Raw genomic sequence first — 20,119 nt, 5'->3', positions numbered from 1 at the left:
TCCTCCCCAACCGATGATCCCGATCGACCGTAGCGGGCACCACCGACAATCCGGCGGGACGGGGGACGGGGGACGGGGGACGGGGGACGGGGGACGGGGGAGGAGTCGGAGCGAGTGTCGCGGCCCTGCGGTGGCCGAGCGGCGTGAGAGCGTCGGGGGATGGTGGAAGGCGGCGGCCGGGCGGCCGTGGTGCACGAGGTGCCGTACTACGCGCAGTGGGAGTCCCCGGAGCTGGTACGGGAGATCATCGAAGGCTCGGTGGGTGCGGCGGACGATCCGCGCTGGGGGCAGTCGGGGGCGGCGACACCGGAGGAGTACGCGTACTGGTCCTGGCGGCTGTGCGGGGTGGCCTGCCTGCGGATGGCGCTCGACTGCTGGTGGGGTGTGGCGCCGCCGCAGGTCGAGCTGGCGGCGGAGTGCCTGGCGGCCGGCGCGTACGAGCGGGACGGTGAGCGGCTCCGCGGGCTGATCCACACGCCGTTCGCCGCGTACGTCCGCGAACGGTGGGGCCTGGCCGCGCAGGCACGGGAGTTGACGGCCGAGGAGGTGGCGGGCGAGGTGACCGACGGGCGGCTGGTCATGCTGTCGGTGCACCCCGAGATCCGCGCACCGGACGGCCCCGAGCCGCACCGGCGCGGCGGACACCTGGTCCTGGCGGTGGGCGTCACGGGTACGGCGCTGGTGATCCACAACCCGTCCGGGTTCGCGGCGGAGTCGCAGGCCTACGCGCACGTGCCGTGGCGGCGGCTCGACCGGTTCTACGCGGGCCGGGGGATCGTGCTCGGCCCGCCGGAACGCGCCCGCCCGGCCGGCGGGGCAGCGCCGGAGGAGGCGGACGGGGCGCAGGAGGACGGGAGTTGAGGGGGCCGGACCGCGGCGCCGGCTGGACCACGGCGCCGGCTTGACCACGGCTCCGGCGACGGCCCGGCGCCGGAGCCCGTCCACCGGGTTGCGCACCCTGCCGAGGAGGTCCGGGCCGGAGGCCGCCCCCTGCCCCTGGCCCCCGGCACCCGGCCCCTGCGACTCGGGTGCCGGGTGCCGGGTGCCGGGTCGTGCGTCAGGGTCCCGGGCTTCGGGTGCCGGGCCGTCAGGCGTCAGGCCGTCGTGGCCGGCAGGCCGATCGGGTTGATCGGCGGCAGCGAGCTGCGACAGAGCGCGGAGATCGGTGTGAGGGCGGCGGCGAGCCGGTCGAGTTCGGCGCGCGGGTGACTCTCCCAGACCCGGGCGGCGGCCAGGTCGGTGGCGGCCTCCAGGGACTGGTGGCGGATCCGGCCGCACTCGGTGATGGTGCCGCGCTCGGTCAGCCAACCGCGTTCCACCAGGCGGGCGGTGGCGGCCGCCCACTCCTCGTCGGTCCAGCCGCGCAGGGGCTGCAGCACCTCGCGGCGGACGTCCAGCGCGCAGCGCACCACCAGCGCCTCGCAGCCGTCCAGCCCGGCGGAGACCAGCGCGGCGACATGGCCGTCGCCGCGGTGCTCGCGCATCACGGTGGCGGCCTGCCAGAGGCGCCCGTACAGGCCGGTCGGCCGGGGGACGGCGGCGTTGGCGGCGGCCAGGACCCGGCCCGCGCAGTCGAGGCGGTCGACGGCCCGCTCCAGCAGGTCCGCCACCAGCTCGACCTGCACCGGCTCCACGTGCTCCAGCAGCCGCGCGAGTGCCGCCGACGAGCCCTTGACCCGGGCGGCCAGGGCGGTGTCCGGATCCACCAGCTTCCAGACGTCCGGCAGGGCGCGCTCCACCGCGGAGGGAGCGAAGTTGAAGAACGCGGCGATCACCGGCGGCGCGTCGACCGCGCCCAACGGCGCCGACCGGCCGGCGAAGTAGCCGCGCCAGCCGCCGCGCAGCCCGGCGTCCTCGAACGCCGCGCGGCCCTCGGGCGAGAAGTAGGTGACGGCGTGCACCGGCTCGAAGAGCCACCACAGGGCGCGGGCGGGATGGACCAGATCGGCCAACGGAAGACCTTCCTCGACATGGGCGTGGCGGGTGTGTGCGAAAGCTGGAGGGAGCGGGTCGGACGGTGAAGGGGGACGGCGGGGCGGGCGCGGACCGGTGTGGGCGAGCGCGGGCGGGGTGGACGGGCGTCGGGCGGGGAGCTGTGGGGCGGACTGTGCGGAGGGTGTGTGGTGGAAATGGAGCGGGAACGAGGGCGGCCGGAGGCGCGAACGCCGGGTTTCACAGGGCTGATGACCACGGCGGCGGTCACGGTAACCCTCTGGCGGGTGTGATGCGGGTCACGGGGAGGTCTCACTGTTCAGTTCCCGCCGACTCCCCGCGAGATGATGGGGCGAGGTGCCCGCTCCAGGTGCCGGAACCCTCGTAGGAAGCATCGGAAATGGCGCAGATCAACCCCAGCATCCTGTCCGCGGACTTCGCCAGGCTCGCCGACGAGGCCGAGGCCGTCAGGGGTTCGGACTGGCTGCACGTGGACGTGATGGACAACCACTTCGTGCCCAACCTGACCCTGGGTGTCCCGGTGGTCGAGGCACTCGCCCGCGCCACCGGCACCCCGCTGGACTGCCACCTGATGATCGAGGAGCCGGACCGCTGGGCCCCGCAGTACGTCGAGGCCGGCGCCGGGTCCGTCACCTTCCACGTCGAGGCCGCGGCGGCGCCCGTCCGCCTCGCCCGGGAGATCCGGGCCAAGGGCGCCCGCGCGTCCATGGCGCTCAGGCCGGCCACCCCGATCGAGCCGTACGAGGACCTGCTGCCCGAGCTGGACATGCTGCTGATCATGACGGTCGAGCCGGGCTTCGGCGGCCAGGCCTTCCTCGACATCATGCTGCCGAAGATCCGCCGCACCCGGCAGCTGATCGACAAGCACGGCCTGGAGCTGTGGCTGCAGGTGGACGGCGGGGTCTCGGCGAGCACCATCGAACGCTGCGCCGAGGCGGGCGCGGACGTCTTCGTGGCCGGCTCCGCGGTGTACGGCGCGCAGGACCCGGCCGAGGCCGTCACCAAGCTGCGCGCGCTCGCGGACGCGGCGACCGCGGACGCCTGGTGGGCCTGCAAGCACTGAAGTACCCGGGGACACCGCCCCCGACCTGCGGTGACGAGTTGTTGATCAGCTGTGACGGACACGGTGCGGCCCGACGGGCCGGCCCGACGTACAGTGCTGGCTGACTGTCGGAGGGGAGAACCGTGGACCTGGACCACCAGGGGAGTGGGCACGCCGGAGTGGCTGCCGGTGCGGGTGCGGGTGCCGGAGCGGGTGCCGGAGCCGGTGCCGGTGCCGGAGCGGGCGTCGGAGCCGGCGCCGTCGCGCGCGCCGTGGCCGTGCCGCCGCCGCCCGTCTCGCCGCCGTTCGCGGTGCCGCCGCCCGTCTCGCCGCCGCCGCCCGCGGTGCCGCCCGTGATCGGGCCGGGCGCGGGTGGGGCCGGCAGGGGAGCGCCTGCAGGAGCGTTCGGCCCGGGGACGCTCGGGCGGCGCCGGCTGCTCAGGGCCGGCCTCGGCCTCGGCGGCCTGGCCGTCATCGGTACCGGCACGGCGGTGGCCCTGTCCGGCGGTTCGTCGGACCCGACCGCGCCCGGCGGTTCCGGTGGCCCGGGCACGCCCTCCGGCGCCGGTACGACCTCGGCCGCGGCGCCCACCGGTACGGTGTCACCGTCGGCCGCCACGGCCGTCGTCCCCTCGCTCCGCAATGAGGAGCAGCGCTCGGCGGCCCGGAACGGCGCCGCGGTGAAGATGATCACGATCGTCCCGCAGGGCATCGCCCGCCCGGCCGACCTGCCGGTCTGCGTCGCCCTGCACGGGCGCGGCGCCACCGCCCAGGCGTGGACCGACCTCGGGCTGCCGCAGATCCTGGTCGCCGCCATCGCGGCCGGCGTCCCCCCGTTCGCGGTGGTCGCCGTCGACGGCGGCGACGCCACCTACTGGCGGCGCACGCCGTCCGGCGACGACCCGCAGAAGATGCTGCTGGACGAGCTGCCCGGCTGGCTCGCCACGCAGGGGCTGCGCGCACCCGAGGCGGCGATGGGCATATCGATGGGCGGCTTCGGCTCGCTCCGCTACGCCCGCAACCGGGGCGCCGGCTTCGGCCCGGTCGCGGTGCTCAGCCCGGCACTGTTCCGCAGCTGGGGGGACGCCAAGGCGGTGGGCGTCTTCAAGGACGAGGCCGACTGGCGCGAGAACGAGCCGCTGCTCCACCAGGACCAGCCGCACGGCCGCCCGATCGGCGTCTGGTGCGGCACCGAGGACCCGTTCTGCGACGCGGCCCGCAAGCTCGCCGGCGACACCGTCCAGGCCCGCTTCACCCCCGGAGCGCACGACGCGGCGTACTGGCGCAAGGTCCTGCCGGACGCGGTCGCCTTCCTCGGCCACGCCCTGGCGGGTCGCGCCGCCGGCTGACCTGCTCGGCGGGTGACGTCCTCGGCCGGCTGACGGGCTCGGGAGCTGACCTGCTCGGCGGCTGACGTCCTCGGGAGCTGACGGGCTCGCTGGGTGGCCGTCGGGGGCCCGTACCCGCGGGCCGTGTCGGCCGCAGGTGGAGGAACGCCCCGGGGTGGTGGATGATCGTTGCCGACGACCCCCGGCCCCGGACCGTACGTCCCCGGCCGGCCCCGACCCGTACGGTGGTGGATCCGCGACATGAGCAACCTCGACCAGAAGCCCGCTCCGACCTCCTGCGGCGGCGAGGCCGGTGCCGGACCGGTACGCGAACTGCTGACCGGGCGCCAGGTCCCGCTCGGCGAGAGCACCGTCGTGCGCCGGCTGCTGCCCAACCTCGGCCGCCGGATGGTCGGCGCCTGGTGCTTCGTCGACCACTACGGCCCCGACGACATCGCCGACGAGCCCGGCATGCAGGTCCCGCCGCACCCGCACATGGGCCTGCAGACGGTCAGCTGGCTCCACCAGGGCGAGGTCCTGCACCGCGACAGCCTCGGCAGCCTGCAGACCGTCCGCCCCTACGAGTTGGGCCTGATGACCTCCGGCCGGGCGATCTCCCACTCCGAGGAGTCCCCGCGCGAGCACGCCCGCTTCCTGGAGGGCGCCCAGCTCTGGGTCGCCCTCCCGGACGCCCACCGGCACACCGCTCCCGCCTTCGAGCACCACGCGGACCTGCCCGTCGTCACCGCCCCCGGCCTGCGTGGCACCGTCATCCTGGGCAGCCTCGACACCGCGACCTCTCCCGGCACCGCCTACACCCCCCTGGTCGGCGCCGACCTCGCCCTCACCGAGGGCGCCGACCTCAAGCTCCCCCTGGAGCCCGGCTTCGAGTACGCCGTGCTCGCCATGTCCGGCAGCGTCGACGTCGACGGCGTCCGCGTCGAACCGGGCTCCATGCTCTACCTCGGCACCGACCGCCGCGAACTCCCCCTCCTCGCCCGCACCGACGCCGCCGTCCTCCTCCTCGGCGGCGAACCGTTCGAGGAGAAGCTGGTCATGTGGTGGAACTTCATCGGGCGGTCCGGCGAGGAGATCGTCCAGGCACGGAACGACTGGGAGAAGAGCTCACGCTTCGGCGAGGTACACGGCTACGACGGTGCCCGGCTGCGGGCGCCCGGGCTCCCCGACATCCCGCTGAAGGCCCGGGGCCGGGTGCGCTGACCTGCGAAAAGGGTGGGAGGAGGTGCGTGGGTGGGGCCCGCGAGGTCGTTGTGTCTACAGTTCCGGATGGTGGCTGACCGGGCCTCCGTGAGGCCGTTCGGGAGAGGGCCGTTTTACGCGCTGCCCCGCGACCCACCGCACACTATGGAGAGGACGGCTGGGGGCTAGGAATGAGCCTCGGTGGGCGAGGCCGATACCAGCGGACGCGCTCGCCCGCTAGGGGGTCGTGAAGCAGGCCGTGGGGGAGGAACCGCCAGGAAGATCGAGTGCTCCGTCGAGCATTCCCGTGTGCTTGTATGCGGTGTCCTGACTTCCCGCGGGGCGGGGATCTTGACCTCGGAATCCTGCTGCTTGGCTTCGCACATCTTCTTCTGAGAGTCGTACAGCCCTCCCGAGTTGACCAGCGTGGCGCGAGTTGATCGGCGGCTGCCGGCGGGCGTTCGGCGCAACATTTCGCGCGGCCGGATGCGTGACTACTGATGGCGTCGGTACGACGGCGCCGGGAATCGGGGCAGGGGGCCGGGATCGGATGTCACCGGAACGTGAGAGTCAGTTCGACGAGTTCGTCGCGGCGCGCTACGCGGCGCTGCGCCGCACGGGGTATCTGCTGTGCGGGGACTGGCACCGGGCCGAGGACCTGGTGCAGGCCACGCTGATCAAGCTGTACGCGCGCTGGTCCCGCCTGCGGGACCCGCAGTCCGCGGCGGGCTACGCCCGCACCACGCTGACCCGCACCTACATCGATGGTCGGCGCCGGCGTTCCAGCGGTGAACTCACCGGGCTGGACCTGCCGGAGCAGGCCGCGGCCGGGCCGGACAGCGACCGACGGCTCGCACTGCTGGCGGCGTTGGCCCAGGTGTCGCCCCGCTACCGGGCCGTCCTGGTGCTGCGCTACTGGGAGGACCAGAGCATCGAGGAGACCTCGGCGATCCTCGGTGTGAGTACCGGAGCCGTGCGCTCCGACGCACACCGGGGCCTGGCCCAGCTGCGGGCGATCCTCGGTGAGTCGCTCAGCGACATCGCCGCAATCTGACGCGGGGAGAGGAGAGAGGCATGACATCGCAGAACGACGCCGAGCGGGTTCACCGGATGACCGCCGCCCTGTTCCAGGAGGTGCTGGCGCAGCCGGAGCCGGACCCGCCGCAGGTGCTGGGCGAGGTGCGGAGAGGCGGTCGCAGGTTGCGCCGCAGGAGGCGGCTGGCGGTCGGGGCGGGCGCGCTGGTCGTGCTGGCGCTGTGCGGGGCGGGCGCGGTGGTCGCGGTGGAATCGCGCCCGACGTCGGTGGGGCCGGCGGCCGGGGGCACGGGCGGACCGGAGCACCAGGACGGCATGGACCAGCTCGACAAGGTGCACGACCGGATGCTCGCCGCGCTGCGGGCGAACCTGCCGGCGGGCTACGTGAACGTCGTCGACGGCAGCGGCCCGACCACTTTCGGGCTGGTCCGCCCGGACGGAGGCACAGTGGCGGTCGCGGCCGTCATGGGCAGCAACCCACTCCCGGCCGGGACGTACCCGCGCAACCCCTGCGACGCGGCCGGGCCCGCCGGGCAGGCGTACTTCGCGGACTGCCGGTCGGTCACCCTCCCGGACGGCTCGACCGGTTGGCTGAGCAAGGGCACCACGAACCCGGTCACCGGCGTCACGCTGGCCACCCCGCAGGGAAAGGTGTTCGGACTCGGCGGTGTTCCCGGCGGCGGCGGCCACGACGTCGGCCCGGCCCCACTGGACGACCTCGAAGCCCTGGTTCGCGCCCCCCAGGTGGCCGCAGCGCTCCAGAGCGTCCCGATGGACGCGCCGAGCTGAGCCGCGGCACGGATACGCGGTACCGGCGGCACAGGCCGGTTCGCGCCGCCGCTCGGCGCGGCCGAGGGCGACGATGACGTTCGACTCGACCTGCCGGGACGACATGCCCTCCCGCCGTCGCTGGCCGCCGCCCGTCGGCGCCGTGCTCCGCCGGGTGGTCGGGCGGGTGGGGAGGTGACGACGACGAAGTCTCCACCACCCGCTCGATCCGGACGGCCGTGCGGCGTGGCGGCCCGATGAGCATGTCCCGGCTGGCCGGGTACTCGCGGTGAACCCGTTCACCGCATTGCGGTGATGGCGTGCGGAGCGCTCCTGGCCGTGGACGTGTCGGGAGTGCTCCGGGTTTGATGTGACTCGAAGACGGCCGTCCGGTGGCGTATGCCGGCCGGGGGTGACGTACGTGGCGGGGACGAGGGGCACCCCCCGAGCGTGGAGCCCGCCTCAGCGGGAGTGGGCGGCGAGGCTGAGCAGCAGGTGGGCGGATTCCGGGTGCTGGAAGTCGGAATGGGCGCCCGAGGGGTGCAGCCGGGTGGCGAGGCCGCCCCGGTAGACGTGGCCGGCGTCGATGTTGACGATTGGGTGGTCGAGCTCGGCGTGCGGGTACGGCGAGTCCGCCGGGCGGAGCCGGGTGCTGAACTGGGGGACCGGGGCGGAGCCGGTGCCGGAGTGGCCGATGCCCGGCAGGCCCTCGGCGCGCAGGTGCCAGAAGCCGGTGGCGCGGTCCCAGCGGGAGTGGGTGAGGACCAGCGGGCCTCTCAGCGGGGCGCCGGCCCGGCCGGGGCCGAGGAACAGCCGGGGGAACAGCCGGGTGAAGGCGTCGCGAGGCGCGGCCATCTGGAAGACCAGGGCGCTGTCGACGGTGAACGGACGGCTCGGGTCGCCGGGCCGGGAGGACCAGCTCAGCACCGGGGGACCGGCCGGTCGGTCGGCCGCGTATTGGACGGCCTCGCAGAGGAACCGGCCGCCGAAGGAGTGCCCGAGCAGGTGGAGGTACTGGCCGTGACGGTTGGCCAGGACGCGCGGGGCGTCCGGCCGGCCGCGGCCGGAGTCGAGGTAGCCCAGCAGGTGGCCGAGGATCCGCCCGGCCTGGCCACGCGCGCTCATCGCGTGCGCGCGCTCCCGGATGCGCCGGTAGCCGTGCAGGCTCGGCAGGCTGGAGGAGGGCCAGCGCACCACCACGCACCAGGGGCGGAACCCGGCGGCGAGCCCCGGGTAGGCAGACGGTGTGGCGTGGTGCAGCGCGGTGGCCCGTTCGATCAATGCGGCGGCGGTCCGGTCGGCGGCGTCAGGGCTGGTCTGCCAGCCGTGGACGTAGACGAACAGGTCGGTCGCCCCCTCGGGGATCCGCAGGTGGCGGGCCAGGTGGTCGGCGACCCGCGCGTCCGGGACGGGCGTCGTCGTCCCAGGGACGAGCAGCCGGCCGTGATCGTCCAGGTCGACCGTCGCGGGCCGTACGGAGGCCGGGGGAGTGGGGTTCACGGATTGAGCTCCAGGATGCTGTCGATGCCGCAGTGCAGGGAGTAGGCGAGTGCCAGCGGGTTGCGGTACTCGCGGGCGAACCAGCGCACCAGCTGCTGGGTGATCTCCCCGGCGGTGAACTCGCCGGTCAGGTAGTGGTCGAGGAAGGCGAAGGCGTACTCGGCGGCGAACTCCTGCGGGATCTGGAGCTGCGGCCCGAGCACCCCGTCCGCGCCGAGGTCGACCAAGGCCCGCCCCAGGTGGTCGAGTTCGGCCGCCGCCGACTGCCCGGTGTGGCAGGCGTTCAGCAGCACGAACGGCCGGAAGACGGCCTCCGGCCGGTCCAGGTGGCGTCGGCGGTGCCGGCGCACCAGCTCGGCGTCGATGTGCCGGTCGTCGGAGAGCCGGACGGCGAGCTGCTCGTACGGGGAGTCGTTGGCGACGAACTGACCGTGGCACCAGAAGTACATGACGTCCTCGTCCAGCACGGCCGCGGACAGCGCCTCCAGCAGGAGGTCCGATTCGGTGCGCACGGTGAGCTGGGAACGGTCCTCCAGCAGCTTGCGTACCTCCGGCGCCCGGCCGATGCCGGTGAGCTGGTCGTCCGTGTTGAGGCTGGTGACGGGCTTGGCGCGGGCGGAGTTGGGCGGCTGGATCGGCGGGTAGGCGGCGCCGGTCTGCTCGATCTGGTGGCGGTGGCCGAGGAAGTCCACCCAGGGGTCGGGCCGGCCGGTGTCCACGGCGAGCATCGGCCAGGGCAGGTGGAGGTCGGAGTCGAAGCTGATCCGCAGCGAGCCGTGTTCGGTGAGGGTGGCGGTGAGGTACTCCCGGAAGTGGACCAGGCTGCGGTCGGTCCCGTCGAACATGGTCTCCAGGAAGTAGCGTCCCTCCTCAGCGAGTTCGGCGACCTTGCGCTCGGCGACGGCGGCGTGCGGGGTGAAGTCGACGGCGGTGGCGAACGGGTACGGGTCGAACGGGTCGGGGTCGTAGCCGATCAGCCGGTCGCGCCAGACGGAGCGCAGCCGGGCGGCCTTGGCCAGCAGCACCGGCGCGGTGACGGTCAGTCGCGCCCGGTGCATGCGGGTGCCGGGGGTGCGTTCGCCCGGGCGGAAGGCGCTGACGTGCAGCTCGTCACCGTGGCGGCGGAGGGAGACGACGAGGTCCAGTGGCGCCGGGCCCTTCGGTGGGCCGGCGTCGGCCGGGCCCGCCTGCCGGGGCAGCCGGGTGTAGTCGGCGGAGGGGTTCTGTCGGACGAGGATCTGGAGGTCCCGGGGCACGTCGATTACTCCTGCTCCTGGGATGCGGTCGCGGCGGCTTCATCCACGACGGCGGATCGGTCCGGGACGGCGGGGACGTCCAGGACGACGGAGAGGTCCTGGAGGACGGCGCCGTGACCCTGGTCGAAGACGGTGATCCGGACGGTGTGCGGCCCGGGCGCGGCCGGGGTGAGCGCGAACCGGGCGGGCCCGCCGGCGGGGGTGTGGTCCGTGACCGGCGGGTCGAGTGCCGCGTCCGGGGTCACCGCGGCGACCAGGTGCAGGTCCGGCAGGGCGGCCGGGTCGGCGGAGGCGTCGGCGGATTCGAGGCGCAGCTCCAGGTGGGTGGTGGCGCCCACGGCCGGATCGGAGGTGAGGGTCAGGCGCGGCTGCCAGGCGGGGTGGCGCGTCGCCGGCTCGACGGCGCGGTGCATCGCGCCGCGGGAGCGCCGGGGGCGCAGCGCGGGGGTGGGCGTGGGAGCGGTCCCGCGCGGGGCGAGCCGCGGGTGGTGGTCGGGCTGGGATCCGCCGGGGAGCCGGGCCAGCACGCTACGGGCCTCGGCGGCCAGCGGGTGGCCGGTGCCCATCAGTGCCTCGCGGCCGACGCGGACCGCTTCCAGCAGCGCCCGGGCGGCATCCCGGCGGCCGGCGGCGGCGAGCGCCTGGGCCAGGTCGACGGCGAGGGTGGGGTACAGCGGCAGGGGCCCGGGGCGGACGGCGCCGACGCTGACGGTGAGGTCGTCGGCCTCCCGGTGGCAGGCCAGCAGCGTGGTGGTGGGTGCGGCTTCCGCGGCCGGGATCCGGTCGGCGATGATCCGCTCGTACACCCGGACGGCGCCGTCGGGGTCCCCGGCACACAGCCGGGCGTGGGCGAGGGCCTGCCGGACGTCCAGGGTGAGGGCGCTGCGCGGTCCCCGGCTCCCGGCACAGGCCTCTGCCAGCTCCTCCAGGCGGACGACGGCACGCAGCGGGCGGGGGCCACCGGCCAGCAGGAGTGCCTGGGTGAGCCGGGCGGTGACCGTCGCGTCGTCCGGGTCGCCGAGGGCTTCGGCGGCGGCGGAGACCAACTCGCCGGCCAGGCCCAGGGCCGTCTCCGGGTGTCCGCTCAGGTGCTGGGCGAAGGCGAGCAGGCAGCCGGCGCGGATCCGGTCCGGCAGGCCCACCGCGACCGGATCGGCCGCGTCGTCCGTCATCGGGGACAGTTCGATGGCGGCAGCGCCGGGGCGACCGTCGAGGATGAGGGCCTTGGCACGGTCGTGCCGGAGCTCCCGAACTGAGGGGTGATCGGGCCCGAGGGCCTCGACGGCGAGGGACAGCGTCTCGTCGTAGTACCCGGCCGACTCGGCGTGGCGGCCCGCCTCGAAGAGGTTGAGCGCGATGCTGTCCCGGACGTGGATGGTGTCCGGGTGGCCGGCTCTCAGGGTCCGGCCGCGGTCCGCGAGGACGGACCGGTAGAGCGAGTCCGCGCGGTCGTGGTCCCATCCGTGGCGCAGCGCGTGGCCGCTGCGCTCCTGGGCGGCGAGTGTGGCGGGGTGACCGGGACCGTACAGCCGGATGTGCTCGGAGACGAGCGCCTGCCGTTCGGCGGCCTCCTGACGATGGCGTCCGCTGAGCCGGTGGGTGTAGGCGAGCTCGGACCGGTCATCGAGGGTGTCCGGGTGGTCGGGGCCCTGGCTCCGGGTCCGGACGGCGATCAGCTCGGTGAAGAGGCCGGCGGCCCGGTCGAGTTCACCGGTCGTGCGGATGTCCCCGGCCAGCCTGGAACGGATGAGCAGGCTGTCGGGGTGCTCCGGTCCGTGGATGCGGGCGTAGTCCGCCGCGAGCAGTTCCCGGTCGATGACGGCCTGCCGGTAGAGGCCGGCGAACCCCCGGCTGGTGGCGAGGATGCTCCGGGCGGTGAGCACGCTCGGGTGGTCGGGGCCGAAGATCCGGGTGCGGTCGCGCACCAGGGCCTCGTCGAGCCGGATGCCGAGCAAGTGGTTCCCGGAGGTCCGGTGGACCCAGGCGAGGAGCAGGCGGGCGTGGAGGCTGCCCGCGTGGTCGGGGCCCTGGATCCGGGCCCGGTCGGCGACCAGGGCCTCGCCCAGGTGCAGCGCCCGCCGGAGGTCGCCGGCCGATCGGCAGGAGGAGACCTGGGACTGCCGGGCGAACAGGGTGTCCGGGTGCTCGGCACCGAGGACCCGTGCGCGGTCGGCGGCCAGGTCACCGAAGAGCTCGCTCGCGACGCCGTGCTCCCCGGCCTCGTCCTGGGCGAAGGCGTGCCACCAGCGAGAGATGAGAGTGGCCCGGTGGTCGGCGCCCTGAACCCTCGTACGGTCGGCGACCAGGCTCAGGAACGACTCCACGGCGATGCGGTGGTCGCCCGCCTCGGAGTGCGACTGTGCCAGCTCTTCGCGGACCGCCAGAGTCTGCTGGTGGTCCGGCCCGTCGATGCGGGTGTGATCGGCCGCCAGGGAGGCGAACTCGGCGATGGCCCGAGGGTGTTCGCCGGAGGCCCGCCGGATCGAGGCACGCTCACGACGGCAGCGCAGGGTGCTCGGGTGGTCCGGCCCGAACACCCGGGTGTGATCGGTGACGAGTTCCTCGATCAGCGCGGCGGCCCGGCGGTGGTCACCGGCGAGCTGGCAGGTGGACGCCTGCCAGACACCGACGTTGAGGGTGTCCGGATGGTCGGGGCCCAGGGCTCGTGCGAAGTCGTGACCGAGTTCCTCCAGCAGGGCCACCGCCTGCCGGTGGTTGTCGGCGTTCCGATGGGTGAGCGCGAGGGCGAGTCGAGCGAAGAGCGTGTCGGAGTGGTCGGGGCCCTGGATCCGGGCGCGGTCCGTGACGAGTGCTTCGAGCAGGCCGGCCGACCGACGGTGGTCGTCCGCGCCTCCGTGGGCGGTGGCCAGCCACTGGCGGGCGGTCAGGGAGTCGGGGTGGTCGGCGCCCAGGATGCGGATCTGGTCGGCCACCAGGGACTCGGCCAGCTCGACGGCCCGCCGGTGGTGGCCGGCGCCCAGGCAGGCCGACAGGCAGTTGAAGCGGGCGGCGAGGGTTCCGGGGTGATCAGGACCGCTGATCCGGACGTGGTCGCTCACCAGGGCTTCGTAGAGGTCCAGGGCATGGCGGCAGTCGCCCAGCACCTGATGGCTGTGACCGATCCAGAAGCGGGTGTTGAGGACATCGGGGTGGTCGGGCCCCTGGAGGCGGGTGCGGTCGGCCGCGAGCGCTTCGTACCGTGCCAGCGCCTCGCGGTGCCGGCCGAGGTTACGGTGGGCGGTCGCCAGCCACCAGCGGGTGTTGAGGACCGCCGGGTGGTCGGGCCCCTGGAGGCGGGTACGGTCGGCGAGCAGCGCCTCGAAGAGCGTCAGGGCCTCGCCGTAGTGGCAGGCGTTGGTGTGGATCGAGGCCTGCCACCACCGGGTGGTGAGCACGTCCGGGTGGTCCGGGCCGAGGACCCGCTGCCGGTCGGCGACCAGCCGGTCGCACAGGTCCGCCGCCCGTCGGTGTTCGCCCGCCTCGTCGACGGAGCGGGCCAGCCGCAGCCGGGCGTCGAAGGTCTCGAAGTGCTCGGGGCCGTTGACGCGGAGCCGGTCGGCGGCCAGCCGCTCCCGGACGGCGAGGGCCTCGCGCGGGCGGCCGGCGGCGTGCAGGGCGCGGGCGAGACCGGAGCGTTCCTCCAGGGTGTCGGGGTGGTCGGGGCCCTGGAGCCGGGCCCGGTCGGCCACCAGGCGCTCCAGCTCCTCGACTTCGAGGGCGGGCAGTCCCGCGATGCGCAGCGCGAACCCCAGGAAGCTGCGCTCCTCCAGGGTGTCGGGATGGCCCTCGCCCTGGACGCGGGTGCGGTCCCGGACCAGGGCCCGGTGCTGCTCGACCGCGACGGCGGGCGTGCCCGCCTCCCGGTGGGCGCGGGCCAGGCCGCTGCGCGCGTTGAAGGTGTGCGGGTGATCGGGGCCGAGCACCCGGCCGTAGGAGGGGACGACCTCCTCGAACTGGGCGACGGCGAGGGCGGGGCGGCCGGACTTGCGGTGGACCGAGGCCAGTCGCTTGCGGGCGTAGAGCGTGTGCGGGTGGTCCGGCCCCTGCACCCGGGTGCAGTCCGCGACGAGGGCCCGGTAGGCGGTGATCGCCGCAAGGTGGTCGCCCGTGTCGGCGTGGGCGGCCGCCAGCCAACGGCGGCTGTTCAGGGTGTCCGGGTGGTCCGCGCCCAGCAGGCGGGTGCGGTCGGCGACCACCTGCTCGTACCGGGCGATCGCCAACCCGTGCAGCCCCGCCGCGAGTTGCGCGAAGGCGAGGCCGCTGCTGCGGGTCACCACCGCGGGGTGGTCCGGTCCGAGCACCCGCTCCGTGTCCGCCACCAGCCGCTCGTACTCGGCGACGGACTCCCGGTGCTGCCCCGCCGCCTGCAGGGCGTACGCCAGGCTCGCCCGGCTGTGCAGGGTGTCGGCGTGGTCCGGCCCCAGCACCCGTGCCCGGTCGGCGACGACGCCCCGGAACTCCTCCACGGACAGGGCGTGTCGGCCGGCCCGGCGGTAGCCCTGGGCGAGCGTGTGCCGGTCGGCGAGGGTGGCGGGGTGGTCCGCGCCCTGGACCCGGGTGCGCCGGGCGACGACGTCCCGGCACAGCTCCACGGCCCGGGCGGGGTCGCCGGTCTTGGCCTGCAGCCGGCCGAGCCGCCCGAGGGAGGTGAGGGTGTCCGGGTGGTCCTCGCCGAGCAGCCGCCGCTGCCCGTCCGCCATCGCCTCCACCAGCCGGACGGCGTACACCCGTTGCGCCCGGTCGGTGAGTTCGGCCGCCGCCAGCCCGTACAGGGCGATGCTCTCGGCGGTCGGCTCCGGCGACGGACCGCTGTCGGCCAGCTCCCGGACGTGCGGCAGCAGCGCCCGCCGCAGTTCGGGACGGGCGTCCGGCCAGAGGCAGGCCGCCGCCCGCGCCAGGTGCTGCTCGGCGCGACCCCGGAACTCGGCGTCCCGCAGTACCGCCTGCAGCAGTCGGTGCACGGTGACGGTCTCGCCGAGGGTGATCAGGTGGTAGTCGGCGAGGAGCCGCAGCGCCCGGTCGACCTCGTCGGGCCGGCGCGAGCCGAACGGGGTGAGCACCTCGCGCGGCAGTGCCTCGGGGGCGTACCAGGCCAGGGTGCGCAGCAGCTCGACGGCGAAGGGCGCGGTGTGCTGGACGGTCCGCAGGGTGGTGCGCCACAGCCGGGCGACGGTGGACTCGGCACCGGGCCCCACCGGCCCGGTGGCGCGCAGCAGTTCGCGGTACGCGGCGAAGGAGGTGCCGGTCTGCTGGACGTAGGCGCCGGCCTGGGCGAGGGCGATCGGCAGGTGGCCGAGCTCGTCGGCGAGCGCCCGGGCCTGGTCCCGTTCGGCCGGATCGACCGTCGAGCCGTGGTAGGCCGTCCCGCAGAGCAGCTGGGCGGCCTCGGGGCCGTCGAGGACGTCGACGCGGACCGGGCGGATCCCCGGGTGCCAGCCGCTCGCCCGCCGGCTGGTGACCAGCTGGTGCCCGCGGCCGAGCAGGCGGCCGACGTAGGGGGTGAGGTCGGCCGGATCCTCGGCGTTGTCGTAGACCAGCAGCCAGCGGTCGTGGGCGCGCAGCCAGGCGATGGCCCACTCGATCTGCTGGCCGGGCGGGGCGGTGAGGGCCCAGGAGGGGTGGAGGTGGACGGCGAGCCCGGCGAAGGCCTCGGCGAGCTGCTCGGCGGACTCGGCGGTGAGCCACCAGATCAGCCGGTAGTGGCCGGCGTGGGCATAGGCGTGGTGCAGGGCGAGGCTGGTCTTCCCGACGCCACCGAGGCCGTGCAGGGTGGTGGCCTGGGTGACCAGGCCGCCGCCGTCCCCGTGGGCCAGGGCGTCGGCGACGGCGCGCGACTCGCGCTCCCGGCCGATGAGCCGGCCGGCGGCGCGGGGTGGCAGGTTGGGCGTCGGGGTGGTGGCCTGGACGATCTGTGCGGCGCGCGCGGCAGCGGGCGGGAGGACGGCGGCGTGCGGGTCGCCCCCGGCGGCCGACGATAAGCCGGGGCGGCGGCGCTGTTCGTAGGGTTCGGGGTCGGGCATGCCGCTCTCAGTGCGGACGTGTGCCGTCATGGACATCAACACTGCGCCGCCCCCGCCCCCGTGACCTGCTCTGCCTACCTACCGTAGTGCAGGTCAGGCGCAGTGTCAGCGGTTCCCCGAGGAGCGGGGGCGGGGTCGGCCCCCGGCTTGGGCCTCAACGGGTCTTCCGTGCGTCTGCACCTTCACGAAGCGCCGTGAGGCGGCGTCCCGCAGCGGTGATGGCACGGCCGCGTCGCAGGGCGTCCTGCCAGGGGTCGTGGTCGAGACGGTCGATGACGGACGTGACGGTGAAGCTCCGGGCGCTGATGCCGGGGTCTTCGACCTCGGGCCAGGTCAGTGGCGCGGCGACCGGTGCCCCTGGGCGGGCGCGCACCGCGTAGGGGGCGACGGCGGTCTGGGCGTAGGCATTGCGCTGGACGTCGAGGTAGAGCCGGTCGCCGCGGGCCTGCTTGCGTGCGGCGGTGGTGAGGGTGTCGCGGTGCCGGACGGCGAGCAGGTCGGCGAGGTCGCGGGCGAAGGCGCGGACGTCGTCGAAGGGGCTGCGGCGGTCCAGGGGCACGATGACGTGCAGGCCACGGGAGCCGGTGGTCATCGCGACTGACGGCAGGCGCAACTCGTCGAGCAGCTCGCGCAGTTGCAGGGCAGCCTCGCGGACCGGGGCGAAGTCGTCGTCGGGAGGGTCCAGGTCGAGGACCAGACGGTCGGGGTGGTCCGGCCGGTCCGCGCGCGAGAGGAACCGGTGCGGTGTGATGCACGCCTGGTCGGTGAGGAAGAGCAGGGTGGCCGTGTCGTCGCAAAGCGCGTAGGTGACGGTGCCGTCCTCTTTGGGCAGTTCGGCGCGGTGGATCCAGTCGGGGAAGTAGTCGGGCACGTCCTTCTGCATGAAGGACTGGCCGTCGATGCCGTCCGGGTGGCGTTCCAGCATCAGTGGCCGTCCGCGCAGGTGCGGGAGCATCCTGCGGGCCACGGTGCGGTAGTACTCGGCGAGGTCGGCCTTGGTGATGCCGTCGTCGGGGAACAGCACCTTGTCCGGCCGGCTGACCCGTACGGTCCGGCGGCCGGCGGAGATCTCCAGGTCGGGGCTCATGGCTTTCCTCCTGCGGGCTGTTCGCGCACCACGTCGGTCGGGAGCTTGTCGTCGCGCAGACCGAGGTACCGCGGGTGGCGCAGCTGTCCGGCGCGGGTCCACTCGGTGAGGCCGATCTGCGCGACCGGTTCCGGACGCACCCGGTGCACGGTGCGCTCGCGGATCTCGTCGTCGAACGGGCCGTTCCAGGAGCGTGCCGGTCATCCCCGCTCGTCCTTCCCGCCCGTCCTCTCCTGTGCCGAGACCTGTCCGAGGGTCCGCCCGGTGTGCGCGGACCGGGCCCGGGAGGGGTGGGGCGTGCCGTGGTGGGAGGTGCGGGCGTCGTCGTGCTTGACCAGCAGCCACGCCTCGCGCTGCCCGCCCCGGCGAATCCGGGTGAGCGCGTAGGCGCCGTGCAGCTTACGGCCGTGCAGCCGGAAGGAGGCGTGACCGGCTTCCAGGGCCTGGTCGAACGGGATCTCCCGGCCGTGGCGGTCCGTCGCCAGACTGCGGTAGGTGCCCTCGTCCCAGACGATGACGGTGCCGGCGCCGTACTCGCCTTCGGCGATGACGCCCTCGAAGTCCGCGTACTCCATCGGATGGTCCTCGGTCGGCATCGCCAGGCGCTTGTCATGAGGATCGTCGGAGGGCCCTTTGGGTACTGCCCAGGACTTGAGGACACCGTCCACCTCAAGCCGGAAGTCGAAGTGCAGGGTGCTGGCGTCGTGGATCTGCACCACGAAGGTGGGCTCGTCCGACACCCGATCTGCCTTGCTGCCGGTTGGCTCGGTGGTCCTGGAGAAGTCCCGCTTGCGGCGGTAGACGGCGAGCGCGTCATTCGTGGGCATGGTCGTCTCCCTGTCCGTCGCGTCGGTCAGGTGACCGGCTCGGGTGCCGGTACAGGGCCCGGCATCGGGCCGGGGTGCGGGCCCGGTTCCGGTGCGGGCGCAGGTGGCGGCTGTGGACAGGTGGCGGCTGTGGATCGGGCTCGGGCTGCGGAGGAGCCGGCGGTACGGGGTCGGGGCCACCCGGCGCGGGAACCGGCCCGGGCGCTGGCCCGGGCTCCTGGTCCACCGGGGCTTGGCGCCGGTGTCGGGTGGGGCGGCACCGGATCGTTCGGAGGCGTACCCATCTTCCGGCTCCTTCCGGCTCGCCGTGTCCGCCGTTGGACACGGCGGGCCCGAGATCGCTCGCGGGGGCTCGGTCACATCCGGTCGGTGGTCAGAGCCGCCCGTCATCACCGGGCGCCGACGCCCTGGGCCACCTGGCTGCCGTCTGTACTTTCACAGTAGAGCGGGCACCCCCGCAGCGGCAGATCAGCACGAAAACGGTCTGCCCGGCCCAGAACCCCCGAATGTTCCGGGGTAGGGCCGTGGCCGGTGCGCTGCCGGTTCGGTCGGGTGTTCATGGCAGATGTGCGTGATCCTGGATTTGAGCAGCCCGTGCCGCCGATCCGTGCCCGTGCGGCTGGCGCGAGGGCCGGCCGGCTGAGACGGGCTGCGGCCCGTCGTGCCCGATCGCGCGCCGCGACTGGGGCACACGGACCCGACCGGCGGACCCGAGCGGAGGCCATACGGCTGATGAGCGGCATCGAGCACGAGTCGGCAGGAGCCAGGGACACGACCGAGGGCCGTGTCTACACCGTCACCGGCGGCGACTGGGACGAGGTCGCCGGCGCCGCGCAGCGACAAGAACGGGTGGACGACGAGCGGATCATCGTCAACATGGGTCCACAGCACCCGTCCACGCACGGCGTGCTGCGCCTGGTCCTGGAGATCGACGGCGAGACGGTGAAACAGGCCCGCTGCGGCATCGGCTACCTGCACACCGGCATCGAGAAGAACATGGAGTTCCGCAACTGGGTCCAGGGCACGACCTTCGTCACCCGGATGGACTACCTGACCCCGCTGTTCAACGAGACCGCCTACTGCCTGGCAGTGGAGAAACTGCTCGGGATCACCGAACAGGTCCCGGACCGGGCGAGCGTGATCCGGGTGCTGATGATGGAGCTCAACCGAATCTCCTCGCACCTGGTGGCGCTGGCCTCCGGCGGCATGGAGATCGGCTCCACCACGCTGATGGTCTACGGCTTCCGGGACCGCGAGGTCATCCTCGACATCTTCGAGCTGGTGACGGGCCTGCGGATGAACCACGGCTACGTCCGGCCGGGCGGCCTGGCGCAGGACCCGCCCCCGGGTGCGGTGGACCAGATCCGCGAGGGCGTGAAGCTGCTGCGCTCGCGGATGCCGGAGTACGACAAGCTGGCGACCAACAACCCGGCCTTCAAGGCCCGGCTGGTCGACGTCGGTTTCCTGGACCTGGCCGGCTGCCTGGCGCTCGGCGCCACCGGCCCGATCCTGCGGGCCACCGGCCTGCCGCACGACCTGCGCAAGACCGACCCCTACTGCGGCTACGAGAACTACGAGTTCGAGGTCGCGGTGGCCAACACCGCGGACTCCTACGGCCGGTTCCTGATCCGCCTGGAGGAGATGCGCCAGTCGCTGCGGATCGTCGAGCAGTGCCTGGAGCGGCTGGCCCCCGGCCCGGTCATGGTGGCCGACAAGAAGATCGCCTGGCCCGCCCAACTGGCCGTCGGTCCGGATGGGTTGGGCAACTCTCTCGACCACATCCGAAAGATCATGGGCGAGTCCATGGAGGCGCTGATCCACCACTTCAAGCTGGTGACGGAGGGCTTCCGTGTCCCGCCGGGGCAGGCCTACGTGGCGGTCGAGTCCGCCAGGGGTGAGCTGGGCGTGCACGTCGTGTCCGACGGCGGCACGCGGCCGTACCGGGTGCACTTCCGCGACCCGAGCTTCACCAACCTGCAGGCGATGGCCGCGATGTGCGAGGGCGGGCAGGTCGCGGACGTCATCGTCGCCGTGGCGAGCATCGACCCGGTGATGGGAGGCGTGGACCGCTGAGAGCTGCCACACCGCGAACAGCAAGAAAGA

The 20,119-nt window shown here is 74.1% G+C and carries 13 protein-coding genes and 1 pseudogene; 7 read left to right on the top strand and 7 right to left on the bottom strand.

The features are described from left to right. Nucleotides 1-159 precede the first annotated feature (159 nt). Nucleotides 160-861 (top strand): C39 family peptidase, encoded by a 702-nt coding sequence (locus AB0J08_RS26185; protein ID WP_360639075.1) that lies wholly within the window; start codon nt 160-162, stop codon nt 859-861. A gap of 233 nt (nt 862-1,094) precedes the next feature. Here the strand turns inward: AB0J08_RS26185 and AB0J08_RS26180 are convergent, their stop codons facing one another. Beyond that, nucleotides 1,095-1,952, bottom strand: a complete 858-nt coding sequence (locus AB0J08_RS26180) for a hypothetical protein (protein ID WP_360639072.1) — start codon at nt 1,950-1,952, stop codon at nt 1,095-1,097. Between the two features lie 380 nt (nt 1,953-2,332). Here AB0J08_RS26180 and rpe point away from each other — a divergent pair, with 380 nt between their 5' ends. The 5 genes from rpe (at nt 2,333) to AB0J08_RS26155 (ending at nt 7,347) form a co-directional block, all read left to right on the top strand. Continuing rightward, a complete protein-coding gene (rpe, locus tag AB0J08_RS26175) occupies nt 2,333-3,016 on the top strand; it encodes a ribulose-phosphate 3-epimerase (RefSeq protein WP_360639069.1) in 684 nt (227 codons plus the stop codon). A gap of 122 nt (nt 3,017-3,138) precedes the next feature. Further along, nucleotides 3,139-4,344, top strand: a complete 1,206-nt coding sequence (locus AB0J08_RS26170; protein WP_360639066.1) for an alpha/beta hydrolase-fold protein — start codon at nt 3,139-3,141, stop codon at nt 4,342-4,344. 240 nt (nt 4,345-4,584) lie between these two features. Beyond that, the gene (locus tag AB0J08_RS26165) at nt 4,585-5,544 is read left to right on the top strand and encodes a pirin family protein (RefSeq protein WP_360639063.1); all 960 of its coding nucleotides are present in this window, start codon (nt 4,585-4,587) and stop codon (nt 5,542-5,544) included. Between the two features lie 529 nt (nt 5,545-6,073). Further along, the gene (locus AB0J08_RS26160) at nt 6,074-6,577 is read left to right on the top strand and encodes a SigE family RNA polymerase sigma factor (protein ID WP_360639059.1); all 504 of its coding nucleotides are present in this window, start codon (nt 6,074-6,076) and stop codon (nt 6,575-6,577) included. A 20-nt stretch (nt 6,578-6,597) separates the two neighbouring features. Continuing rightward, nucleotides 6,598-7,347, top strand: a complete 750-nt coding sequence (locus AB0J08_RS26155; RefSeq protein ID WP_360639056.1) for a hypothetical protein — start codon at nt 6,598-6,600, stop codon at nt 7,345-7,347. A gap of 441 nt (nt 7,348-7,788) precedes the next feature. Here AB0J08_RS26155 and AB0J08_RS26150 read toward each other — a convergent pair whose 3' ends face one another. From AB0J08_RS26150 to AB0J08_RS26125, 6 genes and pseudogenes are all read right to left on the bottom strand, one after another. Continuing rightward, entirely contained in the window at nt 7,789-8,826 is a 1,038-nt protein-coding gene (locus tag AB0J08_RS26150) for a hypothetical protein (RefSeq protein ID WP_360639053.1), read from the bottom strand. After that, nucleotides 8,823-10,082 (bottom strand): CHAT domain-containing protein, encoded by a 1,260-nt coding sequence (locus AB0J08_RS26145; protein ID WP_360639050.1) that lies wholly within the window; start codon nt 10,080-10,082, stop codon nt 8,823-8,825. Before AB0J08_RS26145 ends, AB0J08_RS26150 begins: the two co-directional genes overlap by 4 nt. A 5-nt stretch (nt 10,083-10,087) precedes the next feature. Next, nucleotides 10,088-16,102: a tetratricopeptide repeat protein gene (locus AB0J08_RS26140; RefSeq protein ID WP_360639047.1), complete on the bottom strand. Its 6,015-nt coding sequence runs from the start codon at nt 16,100-16,102 to the stop codon at nt 10,088-10,090. 154 nt (nt 16,103-16,256) lie between these two features. Then, entirely contained in the window at nt 16,257-17,189 is a 933-nt protein-coding gene (gene ligD / locus AB0J08_RS26135) for a non-homologous end-joining DNA ligase (RefSeq protein WP_360639044.1), read from the bottom strand. After that, nucleotides 17,186-17,368, bottom strand: a pseudogene (locus AB0J08_RS26130) (ATP-dependent DNA ligase); the annotation flags it as partial. The gene ligD and the pseudogene AB0J08_RS26130, both read right to left, overlap by 4 nt. Before the next feature lie 21 nt (nt 17,369-17,389). Then, nucleotides 17,390-18,016 carry a DNA polymerase ligase N-terminal domain-containing protein gene (locus AB0J08_RS26125; RefSeq protein ID WP_360639041.1) on the bottom strand — a complete coding sequence of 209 codons (627 nt, stop codon included), beginning with the start codon at nt 18,014-18,016 and terminating at the stop codon, nt 17,390-17,392. A 732-nt stretch (nt 18,017-18,748) separates the two neighbouring features. Between AB0J08_RS26125 and AB0J08_RS26120 the strand changes: the two genes are divergently transcribed. Beyond that, on the top strand, nt 18,749-20,089 hold the full coding sequence (locus AB0J08_RS26120) for an NADH-quinone oxidoreductase subunit D (protein ID WP_360639038.1): 1,341 nt from the start codon (nt 18,749-18,751) through the stop codon (nt 20,087-20,089). Nucleotides 20,090-20,119: the final 30 nt, after the last annotated feature.

It is taken from the genome of Kitasatospora sp. NPDC050463 (assembly GCF_040655255.1).
Taxonomy (GTDB): Bacteria; Actinomycetota; Actinomycetes; order Streptomycetales; family Streptomycetaceae; genus Kitasatospora.
The sequence above is the reverse complement of the archived record's forward strand: the minus strand, read 5'-3'. Positions and strand labels throughout refer to the sequence as shown.